Annotated in this window: 19 protein-coding genes and 1 pseudogene; 11 read left to right on the forward strand and 9 right to left on the reverse strand. The window is 62.5% G+C overall.

Annotated elements, in window-relative coordinates; all coding sequences use genetic code 11:
* Positions 1–18 precede the first annotated feature (18 nt).
* Positions 19–618: a DJ-1/PfpI family protein gene (locus ACWHWP_RS08115; protein ID WP_447855373.1), complete on the forward strand. Its 600-nt coding sequence runs from the start codon at positions 19–21 to the stop codon at positions 616–618.
* Between the two features lie 123 nt (positions 619–741).
* Here ACWHWP_RS08115 and ACWHWP_RS08120 read toward each other — a convergent pair whose 3' ends face one another.
* Genes ACWHWP_RS08120 through hpxO form a run of 3 tightly spaced genes read right to left on the reverse strand, consistent with a single transcriptional unit; the run spans position 742 to position 3,891 of the window.
* Complete coding sequence (locus tag ACWHWP_RS08120) at positions 742–1,677, reverse strand: PDR/VanB family oxidoreductase (RefSeq protein WP_447855374.1); 936 nt, start codon at positions 1,675–1,677, stop codon at positions 742–744.
* An 11-nt stretch (positions 1,678–1,688) separates the two neighbouring features.
* Positions 1,689–2,723 (reverse strand): molybdenum cofactor-independent xanthine hydroxylase subunit HpxD, encoded by a 1,035-nt coding sequence (gene hpxD, locus ACWHWP_RS08125; RefSeq protein ID WP_447855375.1) that lies wholly within the window; start codon positions 2,721–2,723, stop codon positions 1,689–1,691.
* Between the two features lie 13 nt (positions 2,724–2,736).
* Positions 2,737–3,891, reverse strand: a complete 1,155-nt coding sequence (gene hpxO, locus ACWHWP_RS08130; RefSeq protein ID WP_447855376.1) for an FAD-dependent urate hydroxylase HpxO — start codon at positions 3,889–3,891, stop codon at positions 2,737–2,739.
* Positions 3,892–4,131: 240 nt separating this feature from the next.
* On the opposite strand from hpxO, the gene uraD reads away from it, so the two are divergent.
* Together uraD and uraH are read left to right on the forward strand one after the other, a co-directional pair.
* Positions 4,132–4,632, forward strand: a complete 501-nt coding sequence (gene uraD / locus ACWHWP_RS08135; RefSeq protein ID WP_447855377.1) for a 2-oxo-4-hydroxy-4-carboxy-5-ureidoimidazoline decarboxylase — start codon at positions 4,132–4,134, stop codon at positions 4,630–4,632.
* Positions 4,629–4,952, forward strand: a complete 324-nt coding sequence (uraH, locus tag ACWHWP_RS08140; RefSeq protein WP_447855378.1) for a hydroxyisourate hydrolase — start codon at positions 4,629–4,631, stop codon at positions 4,950–4,952. The genes uraD and uraH overlap by 4 nt, the downstream gene beginning before the upstream one ends.
* On the opposite strand, the gene guaD is transcribed toward uraH, so the two are convergent.
* Positions 4,932–6,248 carry a guanine deaminase gene (gene guaD / locus ACWHWP_RS08145; protein ID WP_447855379.1) on the reverse strand — a complete coding sequence of 439 codons (1,317 nt, stop codon included), beginning with the start codon at positions 6,246–6,248 and terminating at the stop codon, positions 4,932–4,934. The genes uraH and guaD overlap by 21 nt on opposite strands.
* A gap of 102 nt (positions 6,249–6,350) precedes the next feature.
* Complete coding sequence (locus ACWHWP_RS08150; protein WP_447855380.1) at positions 6,351–7,847, reverse strand: NCS1 family nucleobase:cation symporter-1; 1,497 nt, start codon at positions 7,845–7,847, stop codon at positions 6,351–6,353.
* A 144-nt stretch (positions 7,848–7,991) separates the two neighbouring features.
* On the opposite strand from ACWHWP_RS08150, the gene ACWHWP_RS08155 reads away from it, so the two are divergent.
* From ACWHWP_RS08155 to puuE, 3 genes and pseudogenes are all read left to right on the forward strand, one after another.
* Complete coding sequence (locus ACWHWP_RS08155) at positions 7,992–8,708, forward strand: GntR family transcriptional regulator (RefSeq protein WP_447855381.1); 717 nt, start codon at positions 7,992–7,994, stop codon at positions 8,706–8,708.
* Positions 8,708–9,578: pseudogene (hpxA, locus tag ACWHWP_RS08160) on the forward strand (allantoin racemase). The gene ACWHWP_RS08155 and the pseudogene hpxA overlap by 1 nt, the downstream one beginning before the upstream one ends.
* A complete protein-coding gene (puuE, locus tag ACWHWP_RS08165) occupies positions 9,496–10,395 on the forward strand; it encodes an allantoinase PuuE (protein ID WP_447856646.1) in 900 nt (299 codons plus the stop codon). The pseudogene hpxA and the gene puuE overlap by 83 nt, the downstream one beginning before the upstream one ends.
* Before the next feature lie 69 nt (positions 10,396–10,464).
* Here puuE and hpxZ read toward each other — a convergent pair whose 3' ends face one another.
* Genes hpxZ through ACWHWP_RS08185 form a run of 4 tightly spaced genes read right to left on the reverse strand, consistent with a single transcriptional unit; the run spans position 10,465 to position 14,024 of the window.
* Positions 10,465–10,851, reverse strand: coding sequence for an oxalurate catabolism protein HpxZ (gene hpxZ, locus ACWHWP_RS08170; protein ID WP_063143946.1), 387 nt, complete (start codon positions 10,849–10,851; stop codon positions 10,465–10,467).
* The gene (locus ACWHWP_RS08175; RefSeq protein WP_447855382.1) at positions 10,848–12,245 is read right to left on the reverse strand and encodes an AtzE family amidohydrolase; all 1,398 of its coding nucleotides are present in this window, start codon (positions 12,243–12,245) and stop codon (positions 10,848–10,850) included. Before ACWHWP_RS08175 ends, hpxZ begins: the two co-directional genes overlap by 4 nt.
* Positions 12,242–12,430: an oxalurate catabolism protein HpxX gene (hpxX, locus tag ACWHWP_RS08180; protein ID WP_063955738.1), complete on the reverse strand. Its 189-nt coding sequence runs from the start codon at positions 12,428–12,430 to the stop codon at positions 12,242–12,244. Before hpxX ends, ACWHWP_RS08175 begins: the two co-directional genes overlap by 4 nt.
* A 10-nt stretch (positions 12,431–12,440) precedes the next feature.
* Positions 12,441–14,024, reverse strand: coding sequence for a gamma-glutamyltransferase family protein (locus ACWHWP_RS08185; RefSeq protein WP_447855383.1), 1,584 nt, complete (start codon positions 14,022–14,024; stop codon positions 12,441–12,443).
* A 143-nt stretch (positions 14,025–14,167) separates the two neighbouring features.
* On the opposite strand from ACWHWP_RS08185, the gene hpxU reads away from it, so the two are divergent.
* The 5 genes from hpxU to ACWHWP_RS08210 all read left to right on the forward strand — a co-directional run bounded on the left by hpxU (position 14,168) and on the right by ACWHWP_RS08210 (position 18,025).
* Positions 14,168–15,007, forward strand: coding sequence for a MurR/RpiR family transcriptional regulator HpxU (gene hpxU, locus ACWHWP_RS08190; RefSeq protein ID WP_447855384.1), 840 nt, complete (start codon positions 14,168–14,170; stop codon positions 15,005–15,007).
* A 191-nt stretch (positions 15,008–15,198) separates the two neighbouring features.
* Positions 15,199–15,981: a transporter substrate-binding domain-containing protein gene (locus tag ACWHWP_RS08195; RefSeq protein WP_059311093.1), complete on the forward strand. Its 783-nt coding sequence runs from the start codon at positions 15,199–15,201 to the stop codon at positions 15,979–15,981.
* 4 nt (positions 15,982–15,985) lie between these two features.
* A complete protein-coding gene (locus ACWHWP_RS08200; RefSeq protein WP_182402822.1) occupies positions 15,986–16,651 on the forward strand; it encodes an amino acid ABC transporter permease in 666 nt (221 codons plus the stop codon).
* Entirely contained in the window at positions 16,651–17,307 is a 657-nt protein-coding gene (locus tag ACWHWP_RS08205) for an amino acid ABC transporter permease (protein ID WP_447856648.1), read from the forward strand. The genes ACWHWP_RS08200 and ACWHWP_RS08205 overlap by 1 nt, the downstream gene beginning before the upstream one ends.
* Entirely contained in the window at positions 17,288–18,025 is a 738-nt protein-coding gene (locus ACWHWP_RS08210) for an amino acid ABC transporter ATP-binding protein (protein ID WP_032638731.1), read from the forward strand. Before ACWHWP_RS08205 ends, ACWHWP_RS08210 begins: the two co-directional genes overlap by 20 nt.
* Positions 18,026–18,027: the final 2 nt, after the last annotated feature.

Here is an 18,027-nt window from a genome sequence, read left to right on the forward strand (position 1 = left end):
GAAGCCATGGAGAGCAAGATGAAAAGCGTAGCCGTGTTATTAGCCCCCGGTTTTGAAGAGGGGGAAGCGATCGTCACCATCGATATCCTGCGTCGCCTGAATATTGCGGTGCAGACGATTGCCTGCGGCGAGGGTCGCGAAGTGGTGAGCTATCACGCCATCTCAATGGTGGCGGATAGCACCCTGAAAGCCAGCCTCGATCGGACCTTTGACGCCGTGGTGCTGCCGGGCGGCCCGGAAGGCAGCGCCAACCTGGCGAAAAGCGCGGAGGTGATTGCCTTCGTTCGCCGCCATGATGACGCGGGCAAATATATCTGCCCGATTTGCTCCGCCGCCGCCCGCGTGCTGGGCGGTAACGGACTGCTCAAGGGGCGCCGCTATGTCTGTTCCGGCGATTTGTGGAAAACGGTCAGCGATGGCATTTACGTCGATGCCGACGTGGTGGAGGACGGCAATCTGCTAAGCGGCCGCGGGCTGGGCAACGTGTTTGATTTCGCCTTTACCCTGGCGGCGCGATTACAGGGCGATGGGGCACTGGCGCGCGAGCAGGCCAGTCATATTGAGTACGCGTGGCAGGATAGCGAGCCCGTTTACGGGCTGGCAAAGTGCGATTTGTGAGTGTCGCCCGGCGGCGCTACGCTTGCACAGGCCTACAATAAAACGTGCATCCAATTGAAAAGGCTGCGCAATGTAGGCCGGGTAAGCGCAGCACCACCCGGCAAGAAAGACTGTGCAGGTGGTTTACAGCCCGATCACCAGCTCCCCCGAATGGCTCCGCGAGCAGCACAGCGCCACCTGCTGCGCCGTCGCGCTTTTTTCCGCCTCCGACTGCACGCTGTCCCGGTGATCCACCACGCCGTCGATCACTGGCGTCAGGCAGGCCCCGCAGATCCCCATCTCGCAGGAGAGGGGAACTTCCACGCCGTGTTCCTGCAGCACCTGGGCGATGGTTTTATCGGCAGGCACAGGCCAGCGCTCCCCGGTGGAGGCCAGCTTGACCGTAAAGATCTCGCCGGATTCACCGCCTGCGGCAGGGGCTGCGGGCTGAAACGCCTCGCTGTGGATATGGTCGTCATCCCAACCCTTCGCCGTGGCGACTTCACGCACTTTTTCCATAAATCCTGCGGGTCCGCAGACCCAGGCGTGAAGCCCCGCCTGCGCCACCGGGAGATGTTCTGCCAGCGCGGTGCGCGGGCTGTCGGTATGGATGACGCAGTCGTCGCACCCGGAAAGCGCGCGGGCAAACGCCGCACTTTCGCGGCTTCTGACGTAGTAGTGCAGCGTAAACGGCGTTCCGGCGGCCTTGAGCTGCAGGGCCATCGCATACAGCGGCGTAATGCCAATCCCCGCCGCCAGCAGCAAAACCCGTTCGGCCTGACGAAGCGGAAACAGGTTGCGCGGGGCGGAAATCATCAGCTTCTGCCCGGGACGCAGCGTCTCGTGCACGTAGCGCGACCCGCCGCGCGAGGCGGTTTCCCGGCCCACGCAGATAAGATAGCCCTCATCTTCGCAAGCCCCGGTCAGGGAGTACTGGCGAATAACCCCGCAGGGCAGGTGCACGTCAACGTGCGCGCCGGGCTGCCACGCCGGCAGCGCTTCGCCGCCTTCAGCCACCAGCCTGACGGCGAGGGATTTATCGCCCTCGCGCCACAGCCCGTCAACAATTACGCTCAGCATATCGGCCTCCGTCATACCAGGAAAAACTCGCCAAAGCCCATCTTCTTCAGCCCCCGGCGGTAGGCAATCGAACTTTTATCCGCCGGGATATGGGCTTCCAGGGTGAGATCCAACGGCAGGTTTTCCGGGCGCTGGGTTTCGACCATCAGGCGGTCCTCTTCAAAGATGCGCAGGTTAAAGGCATGTACATCCTCCACCGGAATATGCAGGTCAAAATTGCGGGCGATAGGGGCAAACATGCGGGTCACGCGTGATGAAACGGGCGACGCGGCGTTCATAATTGCCAGCCGGGATTCACCGGGAAAATGAATCGTCAGGGTGGCGGTAAACGGCAGGTGCATTTCAAAGTGGCGTAACCACTGAAACCCTTCTGGCGCCTGCACGTCCGAGCTGGCGGGGTAGTTGCTCACCGAGCTCCAGTAATCCGCCACGAAGCCGAACGGCGTCTCCTGCGGCTGGTAGGTCGGCACGATCGGGTTATCCGGATCTGCAAAGGTATCGGTGTGGATCCAGGCGAAGTGCGCCACGTCGAGAAACCCTTCCACCTGACGCCCGGCAAAGCCATTCACCTCAAACGCCGGGCAGTTGATCTGCTGAAATCCGTCGTCATCCCAGTGCGGCATGGTGGGCAGCGGGGCGGGGTTTTCCGCATCAAACGCCAGGCAGGTCCAGATCAGGCCGAAGCGCTCTTCCACGGCATAGTTAATCAGGTTCAGCTTCGCCGGAACGGGCTGGTCGGGGCTGGACGGAATGCGGTTGCAGCGCCCGTCCTCCCCGAAGCGTAAGCCATGATAGGGGCAGATAATGCCGTGCTCGTCGTGAAAGCCGAGCGTCAGCGGCACGCCGCGGTGCGGGCAGACGTCCCGGGCGACCACGACCTGGTCGTGGATCCGGTAAATCACCAGCTGTTCGTCCAGCAGGGTCGCCTTGACCGGTGCCGGGCCGATGTCGCAGGCGCGCGCGACCGGATGCCAGCATTTCGCCAGGCGCAGCCAGTCCTCTGGCTCAAACGTGCAGTGGGCGGGTGGAGTCGGTTCTCTTTTCATCGTTATCCCTCGTTCAGCCTAGCGGGCCGCCCTGAATGGTGTCGCACAGACCGTTGATGATGCGCTCGCCGGTCTCCTCTTTGAGTTCCTGATACCAGGCTTCCGTCAGCGCCATGTCTTTGCCGTGGGTGACGTCGCAGCGCTTACGCGCCTTTAGCACCAGGTCGCGCACCCGGTCGCAGCGCAGCGCTTCGTACTGCCGCAGCGCCAGCGTAATGCTGTGGTTTTCACGCAGGCATTCCCCGAGCACCACGGCATCCTCCATGGCGGCACAGCCGCCCTGGCCGATATCCGGCGTGGTGCTGTGCGCGGCGTCGCCGAGCAGCGCGACGTTGCCGCGCACCAGGCTGTCGAACGGCTCAATGTCGTGGATTTCAATGCGGTTGGTAGTCTCGGGGTCGAGCGCCGCGATAAGCTTTTGCACCGGCGGCGCCCACCCGCGGAAGTAGCCCGTGAGGTCGGCGCGCAGGGTGGTGCGATCCTCTTCCAGGCCCGCGGGCAGCGGCACGTCAAAAAAGAAGTAGAAACGACCGCCGGAGACGGGCATCAGCGACACGCGTTTGCCTTCGCCAACGAAGGTGGTCCACTGGTGCGCCGGGGCGATCTCTTCGTCAATCTTCACCAGCCCGTTCCAGTTCACGTACCCGGCGTAGCGGCGCTCCGGAGCGTAGCCCAGCACGTAAGGGCGAACCGCCGAGTGGCTGCCGTCGGCGGCAATCAGAAAATCGCCGGCTGCCATGGTGCCGTCGGTGAAGGTCACGCTCACGCCCGCGTCGTCTTCATGAACGTGTTCCACACGCTTGCCGAACTGCACCCTGTCGCGCCCCCAGAAGTCCAGCATTTCGCGCTGGAGTTCAGCGCGCGAAACGGGGCAGGGTCGCCCGCCGGTACGCTCAACCAGCGGCGCAAGGCTAAAGCGGGTCAGTGTCTCGCCGCGCCGGTAATCCTTGTAGGCCATAAAGCGCATCGGCCCGCCGTAGGTCTCGATAATGTCGCCCATGCCGAGGTGCTGCATGCATTTCACGCCGTTAGGCCAGATGGAGATGGCCGCCCCGACGGGCCTGATCTCTTTTACGGCTTCAAATACGGTACAGTCGATGCCCGCTTTCTTCAGCGCGACGGCGGCGCTCAGGCCGCCAATACCCGCGCCAATGACGATTGCTCTCATGCTTCTCTCCTTTTGCAGGGTGTAAAAAACATTCAGCAATTTGCGTACCAGGCTGCAGAGCGGGGAAAACGGCGTTGTGGGAGGGGCATTTGCACTGCTAAGGTGCGCAAACGCGGTGAGCGTGCCTTTTTATGAATCAAAAATTTCCTGTTGAGTTATACGGAATCGACTGTTTCACACCTGCGCTTAGAATGGCGTGGTTTGTGCAAGAGCCTGGAGGATGACAATAAAGGAGACGCTATGATCGCACTGCACGAGTTCAATCATCTTCCCCACGAAAAGGCGTTATCGCTGATTCACCCTTGCGTGGCGCTCCCCGGCTGGGCCGACGCGCTGGCTCTGGGGCGGCCCTACGCCAACCGGGACGAATTGTTCAGTACGGCGAAATCGCTGACGCAAGCCTGGGACGACGCGGCGCTCGCGCAAGCCCTGAGCGCGCATCCGCGCATCGGGGAAAAGCCCGCGGGCTCACAGGCGGAGGCGGCGCTGTCGCGTGAGGAACAGAGCGCGGTGAATGACCGCGATGCCGCTCTTGCCCAGGCGCTGCGCGAGGGCAATGCCCGCTATGAAGCCCGCTTTGGACGGGTCTTTCTGATCCGCGCGAAGGGCCGCAGCGGTGAAGACATTTTACGGGCATTGCACGCGCGGCTGGAGAACAGCGACGCGCAGGAAGTCCGTGCCGCGCTGGAACAGCTGCGGGAAATTACGCTGCTACGGCTGGAAGGAGTTATTAGCGAATGAGTACGTTAAGCACGCATATTCTGGATATCTCGACGGGCAAACCGGCGCAGGGCGTAACGGTTTATCTCCAGCAGGAGGGGAAGACGCTCGCCACGGGCGTGACCAACGCGCAGGGGCGTATCCCCGTATTCGTTCCCTCTCTGCCCGCAGGCCGTTACCGGCTGGTGGCGGAGATCGGCGCGTGGTTTCGCGACACCGGTCGCGACACGCTCTACCCCTGCGCGCAAATTGATTTTGTGACGGGAGAAACGGCAGACGAGCACTTCCATCTGCCGTTTGTGATTGCGCCCGGCGGGTGGTCAACCTACCGGGGCAGTTGACCATACCCGCTCGCCGTTGACCCAGGTCTCGCTGATGTTGCGCTCGTCGCCCAGGGTCATCAGCACAAAAAGCTGCTCGTAAATATCCTTGCAGCGGCGGTTGCGCAGGCGCTGCAGCGGCGTCACGTCGGGGTCGATCACCACGAAATCCGCCTCTTTGCCGGGCGCGAAGTTGCCAATCCTATCGTCGAGCCTGAGGGCGTGCGCGCCGCCCAGCGTGGCGTGGTAAAACGCCTCGCTGGCGCGCAGGCGGTAGCTCTGGAGCTGCCCCACCTTGTAGGCTTCCCCCAGGGTGCGCAGCATGCTGAAGGTAGTGCCCGCACCGACGTCGGTGCCGATGCCCATCCGCACCCCGTGCTGCCAGCAGGCGGGCAGGCGAAACAGCCCGCTGCCGAGAAACAGGTTCGAGGTGGGGCAAAACGCCACCGCCGAACCGGTGTCATGCAGGCACTGCCACTCGCTGTGGTGTAGATGAATCGCGTGGGCAAACACGCTGCGCTCGCCGGTCAGGCCGTAGTGGTGATACACGTCCAGATAGCGCTCATGCTCCGGCCAGAGGTCGCTAACCCAGGCCACTTCGTTGGGGTTTTCGCTCAGGTGGGTCTGCAGCCAGGTATCCGGGAACTCCTCTCTGAGCAGGCTGACCGCGGCGAGCAGCTCGGGGGATGACGTCGGGGCAAAGCGCGGCGTAATGGCATAGCCCAGCCGCCCCCGGTGGTGCCAGCGCTGGATCAGCGCCCGCGTCTGCCGGTAGCTCTGCTTCGCGTCTTCGTTCAGGTAGTCCGGCGCGTGTCTGTCCATCATCACCTTGCCGGCGATAAGACGCATGTTCAGGCGCAGGGCTTCGGTAAACAGCGCCTCGACCGATTCCGGATGCAGCGTGCAAAACACCAGCGCGGTGGTGGTGCCGTTGCTCACCAGTTGCTGAATGAAAAATTCGGCGATCTCTTTCGCGTAGGCTTCATCGGCAAACTGGCTCTCCACCGGAAAGGTGTAGGTGGTCAGCCACTCCAGCAGCTGCTCGCCAAAGGCGCCGATCATCTCCGTTTGCGGGTAATGGACGTGAGTGTCGACAAAACCGGGCAGCAGCAGCTTGCCGCGCAGGTCGGTATAGCCTTTGTGAGGGTCAAGATACTGCTCGCCTTCCTGCCACGCCATGTGCGCCAGAATTTTTCCGTTCTGTATAAACAGCACCCCGTCCTCAAGATAGCGCGCGTGCCGGGCAATCGCGTCTGCGCTGTCGCTGACCTGGGCTATATCAAAAAATGCGCCGCGGATCGCTGTCTGGTAATCCATCATGGTTCCTGCCTTATTGTGTACATCACGGGGTGATAAGGCTCAGCAAGAACGGTGCCAGAATGAACGGGCCGCAGATAAGCTGCGGCCCGAAGAGAGGGGTTACTCTTTTTGCGTCGCCACGCGGGTGCTGAACGACGTCGCGCCTGCCGTCTCGCGATCTTCCCGCGCCAGCCAGCGGTAGGTGACGCCGCCGAGGAAGACGCCGATGAACCAGCTGAAGTTCGCCACCTCATGCAGGGCCGGGATAAAGCTGATCACCAGACCGACGGCAACGGATGGGATCAGCGCGCCAATGGCTTTCGGGTTAAAGCCGTTGCGGTACCAGTATTTGCCCTTTGGCGTGTCGTCGAACAGATCGTCTACCGATACCTTGCCGCGTTTAATCAGGTAGAAGTCGGCAATCAGAATGCCGAACAGCGGGCCGATAAACGCCCCGAGCACGTCCAGGGTGTAGTGGATAAGCTCCGGCGAGTTGAACAGGTTCCACGGGGTGAGCAGGATCGAGCCGACGGCGGCAATCATCCCCCCGGTGCGGAAGCTGATCTTCTGCGGCGAGCAGTTAGAGAAATCAAACGCCGGGGAGACGAAGTTCGCGACGATGTTGATCCCGATGGTGGCAGTGATCATCGTCAGCAGGCCAATCGCCACGGCAAGATCGTTGCCCACGCGGCTGACGGTCTCGATCGGGTCGGTGATCATGCGGCCAAACAGCGACTGGGTGCCGGAGACAATCACCACGGTGACGATGGAGAACAGCAGGAAGTTAAACGGCAGGCCCCAGCGGTTGCCGCGGCGGATCTCGCCCATGCTTTTGCCGTAGCGGGAGAAGTCGCCAAAGTTGAGCAGCGGGCCGGAGAAGTAAGAAACCACCAGCGCGGTCGCGGTGATCATCTGCCAGGTCTGCTCGCCCGCGCTCAGGGATTTGCTGGCGAGGGTGAAGGAAATGCCGTCAAAACCGGTCTTGTATACAATCCAGCCTGCAAGAGCCAGCATCACCACGTAGACCGCCGGACCGGCGATATCAATAAAGCGCTTGATGGCGCTCATGCCGTGCCAGAAGACCATCGCCTGCAGGACCCACATAATGGCAAAGCAGATCCAGCCCAGGTGCGACAGGCCGAGGAACGCGCCGGTGGTGAGCGAAGAGAGCGACGGCCAGAACTTCAGCGCCACCAGCATCAGTGCGTTGGCGGCCAGATAGGTCTGGATGCCGTACCACGCAAAGGCGATAAGGCCGCGGATCACCGCCGGAATATTGGCCCCGAAGACGCCAAAGGCCTGACGGCTGATCACCGCATAGGGCACGCCCGCCATCTGGCTCGGTTTGGCCACCAGGTTGGCGCACAGCTGCACGATGCAAATCCCCACCAGCAGGCAAAGCAGCACCTGCCAGCTTGCCAGCCCGAGCGTAAAGAAGCTCGCGGCGACAACGTAACCCCCCATGCTGTGGACGTCCGACATCCAGAACGAAAAGATGTTGTACCAGCTCCAGTTCTGGTCACGCGTCGGTGCCAGATCCTCATTGCAAAGACGTGGGCTGTAAACCGCACCGGAATCAACGGCCGTACCCTGCTGCGCGTTTTGACTGTTTGGCATGAAACCTGCTCCTGTGAATGAAAACCCGTTGAGTGGGAGTACAAACGGTGTTGCAGGATCCAGGCCAAAATAATAAATCTTGTATGCAATATTTTATTTTTATGTATACGATTCGATAACGAAAAGTAAAAGACGGAGTGGTTAATGAACAACATAAATGCCCTGCAGACCGCGCCAGACCTGCATGACAAAGACGAATCCATCTTCCAGGCGCTGATGACCGCGATAGTCGAACATCAGCTGCTGCCGGGAAGTAAATTGCCGGAAGAGGCGCTGGCCGAGGTGTTCGGCGTAAGCCGCACGGGCATCCGCAAGGTGCTTCAACGACTCGCCGCTGTGCAAATGGTCACCCTGACGCCCAAGCGTGGTGCACACGTGGCCAGCCCGACGGTCGAAGAGGCGCGGCACATCTTCCGCACCCGCGCGCTGCTGGAGGTCGCCAACCTGCCGGACGTGCTGGCCCGCTGTCAGCCGCCGCATCTTGCCGCGCTGGAGGCCATTATTCGTCAGGAGCAGCAGGCGCACGAGGCGTACGACGGCCCGGCGGCGATTCGCCACTCCGCCAATTTCCACATTCAGCTGCAGGCGATCTCCGGCAACCAGGTGCTGACGGAGATGGTGACCGGCCTGAGCCAGCGATCCTCGCTGGTGATTGCCACCTGGGGCGCGCCGTGGCGTCAGGGCTGCCGCTGCAACGATCACGAACAGCTGGTGGATCTGCTGCGCCAGAAGGCGCTCCAGCCGCTCAGCGACGCCCTTATGCACCATTTTGAACATATCCTCGCCAGCCTCTGCTTCGAGCGGGCGGGCGAGTGCCTGCCTGATTTTGCCCGGCTGTTTGCCGGCCACAAGGAGTCGTAATGTCTGTCTGTATACAAGTGATCAACCCCAATACCAGCCTCGCGATGACGGAGACCATCGGCGCGGCGGCCCGCGCGGTGGCGGCACCGGGCACGGAAATTCTCGCGGTCTGCCCGAGCGCGGGCGTGCCGTCTATAGAGGGCCACTTTGACGAGGCCATCGCCGCCGTGGGGGTTCTCGAACAGGTCAAGCTCGGCAGGCAGCAGGGCGTGGACGGTCACGTCATCGCCTGCTTTGGCGATCCGGGCCTGCTGGCGGCGCGCGAGCTGGCGCAGGGGCCGGTGGTCGGCATCGCCGAAGCCGCCATGCATATGGCGACGCTGGTGGCGACGCGCTTCTCGGTAGTCACCACGCTGCCGCGCACGCTGATCATTGCCCGTCATCTGCTGCACCAGTATGGCTTTCACGATCGCTGCGCGGCGCTGCACGCTATCGATCTCCCGGTGCTGGCGCTGGAGGACGGCTCCGGTCTGGCGCAGGAGAAAGTGCGCGCGCGTTGTATACAGGCGCTGAAAGAGGACGGCTGCGGTGCCATTGTGCTGGGCTGCGGCGGTATGGCGACGCTGGCGCAGGAGCTAACGCGCGAGCTGCGCGTGCCGGTGATCGACGGCGTCAGCGCGGCGGTAAAAATGGTGGAATCGCTGGTGGCGCTGGGGCTGTCGACCAGCAAGCATGGGGACCTGGCGTTCCCGGAGAAAAAAGCGTTAAGCGGACAATTTCAGGCATTGAATCCATTTTAAATTTTGGGGGTGGCATGGGGCTTTTTGAACAGGATTACCCGCGGGATCTGCGCGGTTACGCGGGCAACCCGCCGCACGCGCGGTGGCCGAATCAGGCGCGCATCGCGGTGCAGTTTGTGCTCAATTATGAGGAGGGGGCGGAAAACCACGTTCTGCACGGCGATGCCGGGTCGGAGCAGTTCCTGTCGGACATCATCGGCGCGGCCAGCTACCCAGACAGACACATGTCGATGGACTCCCTCTACGAATACGGCAGCCGCGCCGGATTCTGGCGGATCCACAATGAATTTCAAAAGCGCGGCCTGCCGCTGACGGTCTTTGGCGTGGCGATGGCGCTGGCGCGTCACCCGGAGATCGTCGAGGCGATCAAAGCGGCGGATTACGACGTGGTCAGCCACGGCTGGCGCTGGATCCACTATCAGCACATGGATATCCAACAGGAGCGCGAACACCTGCATAAAGCGGTGCACGTTCTGAGCGACCTGTTCGGCAAACCGCCAACCGGCTGGTACACCGGGCGCGACAGCCCCAACACCCGCCAGCTGGTGGTGGAGCACGGCGGCTTCGACTACGACAGCGACTACTACGGCGACGACCTGCCCTTCTGGACGGAAGTGGCCTGCAGCGACGGCACCCGCAAACCGCACCTGATTGTGCCCTACACGCTGGATGCAAACGACATGCGCTTCGCCACCGCGCAGGGGTTTAACACCGCCGAGCAGTTTTATACGTATCTGAAGGACAGTTTTGACGTGCTGTACGAAGAGGGGGAAAGCGCGCCGAAGATGATGTCCATCGGCATGCACTGCCGCCTGCTGGGGCGGCCGGGGCGTTTTCGCGCGCTGCAGCGGTTCCTGGATTATGTGCAGCAGCATGAGCGGGTGTGGGTCTGTACCCGCCAGAAGATTGCTGACCACTGGCGGGAGGTGCATCCGTTTCAGAAATAATTGTGCCGTGTTTTGCCGGGTGGCGGCTGCGCCTTACCCGGCCTACAGGACGTCGCATGCCCGTTGGCGTTACACCATCAAACTCACCTGCGCCGCCACTATCCGCCAGCCGTAGGCAAACCGCACCCACGTCTGCTGCTGGCGGCCAATGCGTTCCGTGCCCTCGCGGGTAAACTCGGTGCTGCACACGGCATAATCCTCACCGAAGGTGGTGATGACGGTGTGGCGCAGCGTCCGCTGCAGCCCGGCGGATGGGCGCGCCGCCCGAAAGGCGCGGATTTCATCAATCCCGTACAGGTTTTCACCCGCCCCGAGACGCACCGTGTTTTTGTCGTGCCAGAACAGCTCGTCCAGCACCGCAACGTTGTTGCTCACCAGCGCGTCTTCATAGCGGTAAAACGCGGCGGTCACTTCGGCAACCACCCACGGCAGGTTAATGTCATCGTGATTCATCATGCGGCAACCTCCGCCGGGCGGGCATCGGTGATTCCACTCTCCTCCAGCGCGCGCGCGACGCGCAGGCAGGCCTGTTCGTTAAACGGCGCGGCAATCAGCTGCAGGCCAATTGGCATTCCCTGCGCGGTGCGCAGCGGAACGGTGGTCACGGGCAAACCTAAAAACGAAATCGGCTGGGTCAGCATGCCCATGCTGGCGCGAATGGGGAGCGGCTGGCCGTTAATCTCCATGGTCTGCTCGCCCGCCAGCGTGGCGCTGCGTGGGGTTGCCGGGGCGATCAACACGTCGGCCTGGGCGAATAAGGTTTTAAACGCCTGCCGGGCGTGCGCGCGAAACCGCTGGGCCTGAATGTACCAGGCGGAGGGGATCATTGCGCCTGCCAGCAGCCTTTCCCGGGAGTGCGGCTCAAAACGCTCGGGCTCGCGGCGAAGCGCGGGCAGGTACTGGTTTCCCCCTTCGGAGGCGCTGATGATAAACGCCGCGGCGCGCGCCAGCTCGGCGTCCGGAAACTGCAGCTCATCCTGCACGTCGAGCGCCTTCGCCACCCGCGCCACGGCGTCGCGCGCATCACTGTCGCACCAGGTGGTGAAATAACCGCCCAGTACCGCGCAGCGCAGGCCCTCCAGGCCGCGGTCGAGCAGGGGGCGCGTCAGCTCGCGCGGATGGTCAGCCTGAAAACCGTCGCTGCCGTCCCGCCCCTGCAGCGCGTCGTACACGGACGCCAGATCGCACACCCGGCGGGCAAAGGGGCCGATGTGATCCAGGCTCGCGACAAACGGATGGCTGCCGGATCGCGACAGGCGGCCAAAGGTGGGCTTCAGGCCATAGATGCCGCACAGGGACGCCGGAACGCGAATCGAGCCGTTGGTGTCGGTCCCGAGCGAAAAGTGCACCAGCCCGGCGGCCACGGCGGCGGCCGAACCGCCGGACGAGCCGCCCGCAATGCGCGCGAGGTCGTGCGGGTTACGCGTCGTGCCGTAGTGGCTATTTTCAGTGGTAAAGCCGTAGGCGTAGGCGTCCATATTCACCATGCCGGTCAGCAGCCCGCCCGCGCTGCGCAGCTGGCGTACCGCGACGCTGTCAGCGGCTGCGGCAGGGCGCTGGCTGAACAGCTCGGCCCCGGCGAGGGTGGTATGGCCAGCAACGTCGAACAGGTTCTTCACCGCGTAGGGCACGCCCGCCAGCGGCGGCAGGGGGCGCTTCTCGCGCCGCAGGGTATCGATGTTTCCGGCCTCGGCGAGCATGCGCTCTTCCGTCACCGCGGTCCAGGCGCCGATCTGCGGGTTAACGCGCGCAATCGCCTCCAGCGTCTGGCGGGCGATGTCGCGGGCGCTCAGCTCGCCTGCGCTGAGCGCCTGCTGAATGTCGCCGATACTCATCTCGTGTAGCCTCATGCTTTATACACTCCTGCAATCTCCAGGCGGTCGTCGAGCGGCAGGGCCATCAGCGGAGCGGCCAGCGTGGCAATGCGGCTGAACTGCAGCTGCAGCTCGGCGCGGCGGATATCGTCCAGCGCCACGCCGAGCACGGACTCCATCTGCGTCAGATAGGCCTGCCAGTCGGGTTGTGGTGTCGTCATTGTTTTCTCCTCAGAATCCGGCGGACGCGCCGTTGCTGCGCGGGTCAAATGCCCCTTCGAACAGGCCGTTGGGGTGGCGAACAACCGCCCCCGCGTGGCCCATGGCTTCGCTAAAGTCCGGAAAGCGCTCCACCTCATGCCCCCGCGCCCGCAGCTCGGCGACCGTCTCAGCGGTGAAGCGTCCTTCAAGCTTTAACGTGTCCGAGGTTTGCCCCCAGGTGCGTCCCAGCAGCCAGCGCGGGCGGGAGATGCTCTCCTGCAGTGGCACGCCCTGGATCGCGTAGCGGGTAAAGAGCGCGGCCTGGGTCTGCGGTTGCCCGTCGCCACCCATTGAGCCGTAGACCATCACGCGCCCGTCCTTAAGGCGCGCCGCCGCCGGGTTCAGGGTGTGGAAAGGCTGTTTGCCCGGCGCGAGGGCTAAAAGATGATTGGGAGCGAGGCTGAAGGACGCGCCCCGGTTCTGCCAGACGATGCCGGTATCGGGCAGCACCACGCCGCTGCCGAACTCGTGATAAATGCTTTGGATAAACGACACGGCAAGGCCGCTGCTATCCATCACGCCCATCCACACCGTGTCGCCGGGGCCTTTGCCGCTGCCCCACGGGGCGGCGCGGCTGTCGTCAACCTTGTCGGCTAACGCCTGAAGGGCCGCGGGGTCAAGCAGGTTCTGGATATCGGTTTTCAGCTCGCGCGGGTCGGTGATGTGGGCATCGCGCAGGCCAAAGGCCAGCTTGGTAGCTTCAACGATGCGGTGAATGGTGTCGGCATCGTCGGCCTCCGCCATGTTCAGACGATCGGTGATGCCGAGTATCGCCAGCGAAACCAGCCCCTGCGTCGGCGGGGCGTGGTTAAAGATCTCCCCCTTCTGGTGCTGCAGCTTCAGCGGCGCGGTGCGCCGGGCGACGTGGGCGCGTAAATCATCCCGCGTCACGGGCAGACCCAGCGTCTCCATACCGTGTGCAAGCACGTCAGCCAGCGGGCCGCGATAGAAGCTATCCAGACCGTCTTCCGCCAGGCGTTTAAGGGTAGACGCCATGGCCGGCTGATAAAAGCGGCTGCCGACCTCTGGCGGCTTACCGTTCACCAGCCAGGTTTCCGCAAAACCGGGGATATCTTTCAGCTCGTCGAATTTGCTCGCCGTGGCATGGGCCTGCGACGGCGTGACCGGCGTGCCGTTTTGCGCATAGTCAATGGCGTCGGCCAGCAGGCGGGCCAGCGGCACCGCCTTGCCGGTCATCTCGCGCGAGACCTTAAGCGCCTCGTCCCAGCCGCTCACCGTTCCGGCGACGGTCAGCGCCGCGCGGGGGCCACGATGGGGGATTTGCGCCACATCATCGTAGGCGGCAAGGGTTGCCAGAGAGCCGGCCGCGCCGCTGGCGTCAATGGCGATCGGGTCGCCCTGCGGGGGAACGATAAGCCAGAAGCCGTCCCCGCCGAGGCCGTTCATGTGCGGATAAACCACGGCGATGGTAGCCGCCGCCGCGACCATTGCTTCAATGGCGCTGCCGCCTTCGCGCAGCACCGCCAGCGCGCTCTGGCTGGCAAGATGGTGGGGCGCAACGGCCATCCCGCGTGTGGAGACATTACTGTGCATAGAGAGTCCTCATAACCCTGAAGGTCACAAGGCGCTGCAAAAGCTGTTCCAGTTCTGAAAGAAAAGTTTCAGTAAACTGGCATGTATAATGAATACGTACCATAAAAGGTACAATGTGATGAAACAAAAGTTACAGAGGCGCTATGGAACAGTTGGATGAACGTCTGAAGGCACAATATCCGTCGCTGTCGCCGCAGGAGCAGCGGGTGGCGGATTTTATTTTCGATCATTTTGACGACCTGATTAGCTACAACAGCGCCGAGCTGGCGCAGCTGAGCGGAGTATCAAAAGCGACGGTCAGCCGTCTGTTTAAGCGGCTGGGCTATGAGAAATATAAGGACATGCGCGAGGAGCTGCGCACCCTGCGCCAGAGCGGAATGCCGCTCACCGATAACCGCGACGCGGTGCAGGGCAACACGCTGCTGGCGCGCCACTATAAGCAGGAGATGGCGAACCTGACCCAGTGGGTCAATGCCCTCGACGCGCAGCAGTTTGCCGACGCCATGGCCTGCATGGTGAAGGCGCGGCGCATCGTCATTATCGGTATGCGTAACGCCTATCCGGCGGCGCTGCACCTGCGCCAGCAGCTGCTGCAGGCGCGCGGTCAGGTGCTGGTGCTGCCGCAGCCGGGGCAGAGCCTAAGCGAGGAGCTGGTGGATTTAACGCCGGACGATCTGGTGGTCATGATGGCCTTTCGCCGCCGCCCGCGCATCATCCGCCCGCTGATGCAGCAGCTTCAGAGCAGCGGTATTCCGGTGCTTCTGATGTGCGAGCCGCAGGCGCACAGCCTGTTCCCGCTGGCGAGCTGGCAGCTCTGCGCGCCGCTGGACAGCGTCTCGGCCTATGACAGCTACTCCTCGGTCAACAGTCTGATCAATCTGCTGGCTAACGCCTTCCTGCATGAAATTCTCGATAAAGGCCGTCCGCGCATTCACGACATTGCTTCCCTCTACCAGCAGCTGGACGAACTCGAACAGCGATAATGGGGCATCAGACTGGTGCTTTGCATTAAAATGGTGCAGTTGTCGGGTCGGGAAAACGCACGTTTTTTCGACCCGTCCGCCTTTTATCAGGCTTTGCAAGAATATTCCCCGCTTCGCTTTATCTGGCACATTAGTTGCAAAATCACATTCAAAGAATCTTTTGTTTCATGTTAACGTTACGGGGAAGCACCATGAAAAAATTGTTGATTGCACTGGCCGGGGCCGCATGCCTCTTCACACAGCTGCCGGCAAAGGCTGACCAGCTTCAGGATATCGAGAAGCGCGGCACTATCCGCATTGCCGTTCCGCAGGACTTCCCGCCGTTTGGCTCGGTGGGGACCGATCTGCAGCCGCAGGGCTATGACATCGACATGGCGCGCTATCTGGCCAAACAGATGAAGCTCAAGCTGCAGCTGGTGCCGGTGACCAGCGCCAACCGCGTGCCGTACCTGCAAACCGATAAGGTGGATCTGGTCATTTCAAGCCTCGGTAAAAACCCGGAGCGCGAGAAGGTGATCGACTTCAGCCGCGCCTACGCGCCGTTCTTCCTCGGCGTGTTTGGCCCGAAAGGCGCCGAGCTGAAAGACGCCGCCGCGCTGAGCGGTAAAACCATCGGCGTGACGCGCGGGGCGGTGGAGGACATGGTGCTGACCGGCCTGGCGCCGAAAGACGCGGACGTGAAGCGCTACGAAGACAACAACACCACGCTCTCCGCCTACCTCTCCGGCCAGGTGCAGTACGTGGCAACCGGCAACCTCGTGGTGGCGGCCATTTCGCGCCAGAACGCGGCTAAAGCCCCGGTGCCGAGCTTTATGCTGAAAGACTCGCCGTGCTTTATTGGCCTGAAGAAGAACGAACCGGCCCTGAAGGCAAAAGTGGACGCGCTGATTGAGCAGGGCATTAAGGACGGCACGCTGAACGGCCTGTCCGAGCAGTGGCTGAAGGCCCCGCTGCCGGCAAGCCTCGGCGTTTAAGGTTATGGCTGAGCAACTCGATTTTTCAGCGCTCTGGCCGTACTGGCCGGAGCTGCTGGCGGGGCTGTGGGTCACCGTTCAGCTGACGGTGATGGCAACCGTCGGCGGGCTGGCAACAGGAATTTTCGGGGCGGCGATCCGCAGCGGACGCACCACCTGGTTCAGCCGGCTCTGGGGCGGCTACGTGGAAATCATCCGCAACACGCCGTTTGTGGTACAGCTGTTTTTCATCGTCTTCGGCCTGCCGAACCTGGGGCTGAAGATGACGGCGGGGGAAGCGGCGCTGCTGGCCATGGTGGTGAACCTCGGCGCGTACAGCACCGAGATTATCCGCGCGGGCATTCAGGTCACGCCGAAAGGGCAGTGGGAAGCCGGACGCGTGCTGGGCCTGACCCGCCTGCAGACCTTTATTCGCGTGGTGCTGCCGCCTGCGCTGCAGCGCATTTACCCGGCGCTGGTGAGCCAGTGCATCATCGTGATGCTCGGCTCGTCGGTGGTGTCGCAGGTCTCGTATGAAGAGCTGACCTTCGCCGCCAACCTGATCCAGTCCAGAACGTTTCTGAGCTTTGAGGTTTATCTGGTGACAACCGGCATTTACTTAGCGCTGTCGATTACCCTGCGCCAGCTGATGATGGCGGCAGGACGCAAATGGCTGGGGGTGCAGGCATGATGACCACCTTTACCGACTGGGACATTATTCGCAATCTGCTGCTGGCCGGGCGTTGGACGGTGCTGCTGTCGCTGGTGGCGTTTGTCGGCGGCGCGGTGGTGACCCTGCCGCTCCTGCTGCTGCGCCTGACGGGCGGGCGCGCGGTGAAGCGCATCATCCGTGGCTACATTGAACTGTTCCAGGGCACGCCGCTGCTGATGCAGCTGTTCCTGGCCTTCTTCGGCGTGGCGCTGTTCGGCATCGACGTTTCGCCGTGGACCGCCGCCTCGCTGGCGTTAACCTTCTACACCAGCGCGTTTCTGCTCGACATCTGGTTTGGCAGCATTCGCGCCTTGCCAACAGGGCAGTGGGAAGCGTCGCGCTGCCTTGGGCTGACTTTTGGCCAGACTCTGTTTCGCGTGGTCGCCCCGCAGGCGCTGCGCATCGGCATCGCCCCGACGGTCGGCTTTGCCGTGCAGGTGATCAAGGGCACCGCGCTGGCGTCGATTATCGGCTTTATCGAGCTGACCAAGGCCGGGACGATGCTGACCAACGTGACCTATCAGCCGTTTAAGGTCTTTGCGCTGGTGGCGCTCGGCTACTTTATTCTGTGTTACCCGCTGTCCCGCTACAGCCGCTATCTGGAGACGAAATTCAATGCCTCTCATCACCATTAATCAGGTGCAGAAGTACTACGGCGATAACCACGTGCTCAAGGGCGTCGATCTGGATATCGATATGGGCCAGGTGATCTCCATTATCGGGCGCAGCGGATCGGGCAAAAGCACGCTGCTGCGCTGCATTAACGGCCTGGAAGGGTATCAGGACGGCAGCATCAAGCTGGGCGGGATGACCATTACCGACCGGGACTCCCAGGCGCGTGAAATCAGCCGCTCGGTCGGGATGGTGTTCCAGAGCTTCAACCTGTTCCCGCACATGACGGCGCTGGAAAACGTGATGCTGGCCCCGCGTCGGGTGCTGAAAAAAAGCGCCGCCGAATGCCGCGAGCTGGCGCAGCAGATGCTGGAGAAAGTGGGCCTCGGTGACCGTCTGGATTATTACCCGTCGAGCCTCTCCGGCGGCCAGCAGCAGCGCGTGGCGATTGCCCGGGCGCTGGCCATGTCGCCTAAAGTATTACTGTGTGACGAGATCACCTCCGCGCTCGACCCGGAGCTGGTGGGCGAAGTGCTCAAGGTGCTGGAGCAGCTGGCCGCCGAGGGGATGACGCTGATCCTCGTGACCCATGAAATGAATTTTGCCCGCGAAGTGGGCGACCGCGTGGTGTTTATGCACCAGGGGAAAGTCTGGGAGCAGGGCGACAGCAAAACGCTGTTCGCCAACCCGCAGACCACCGAGCTGAAGCAGTTCATCTCCTCCGTGCGCGGCCTCAACTGATA

Source organism: Enterobacter sp. WI-ESBL-E8 (genome assembly GCF_053364895.1).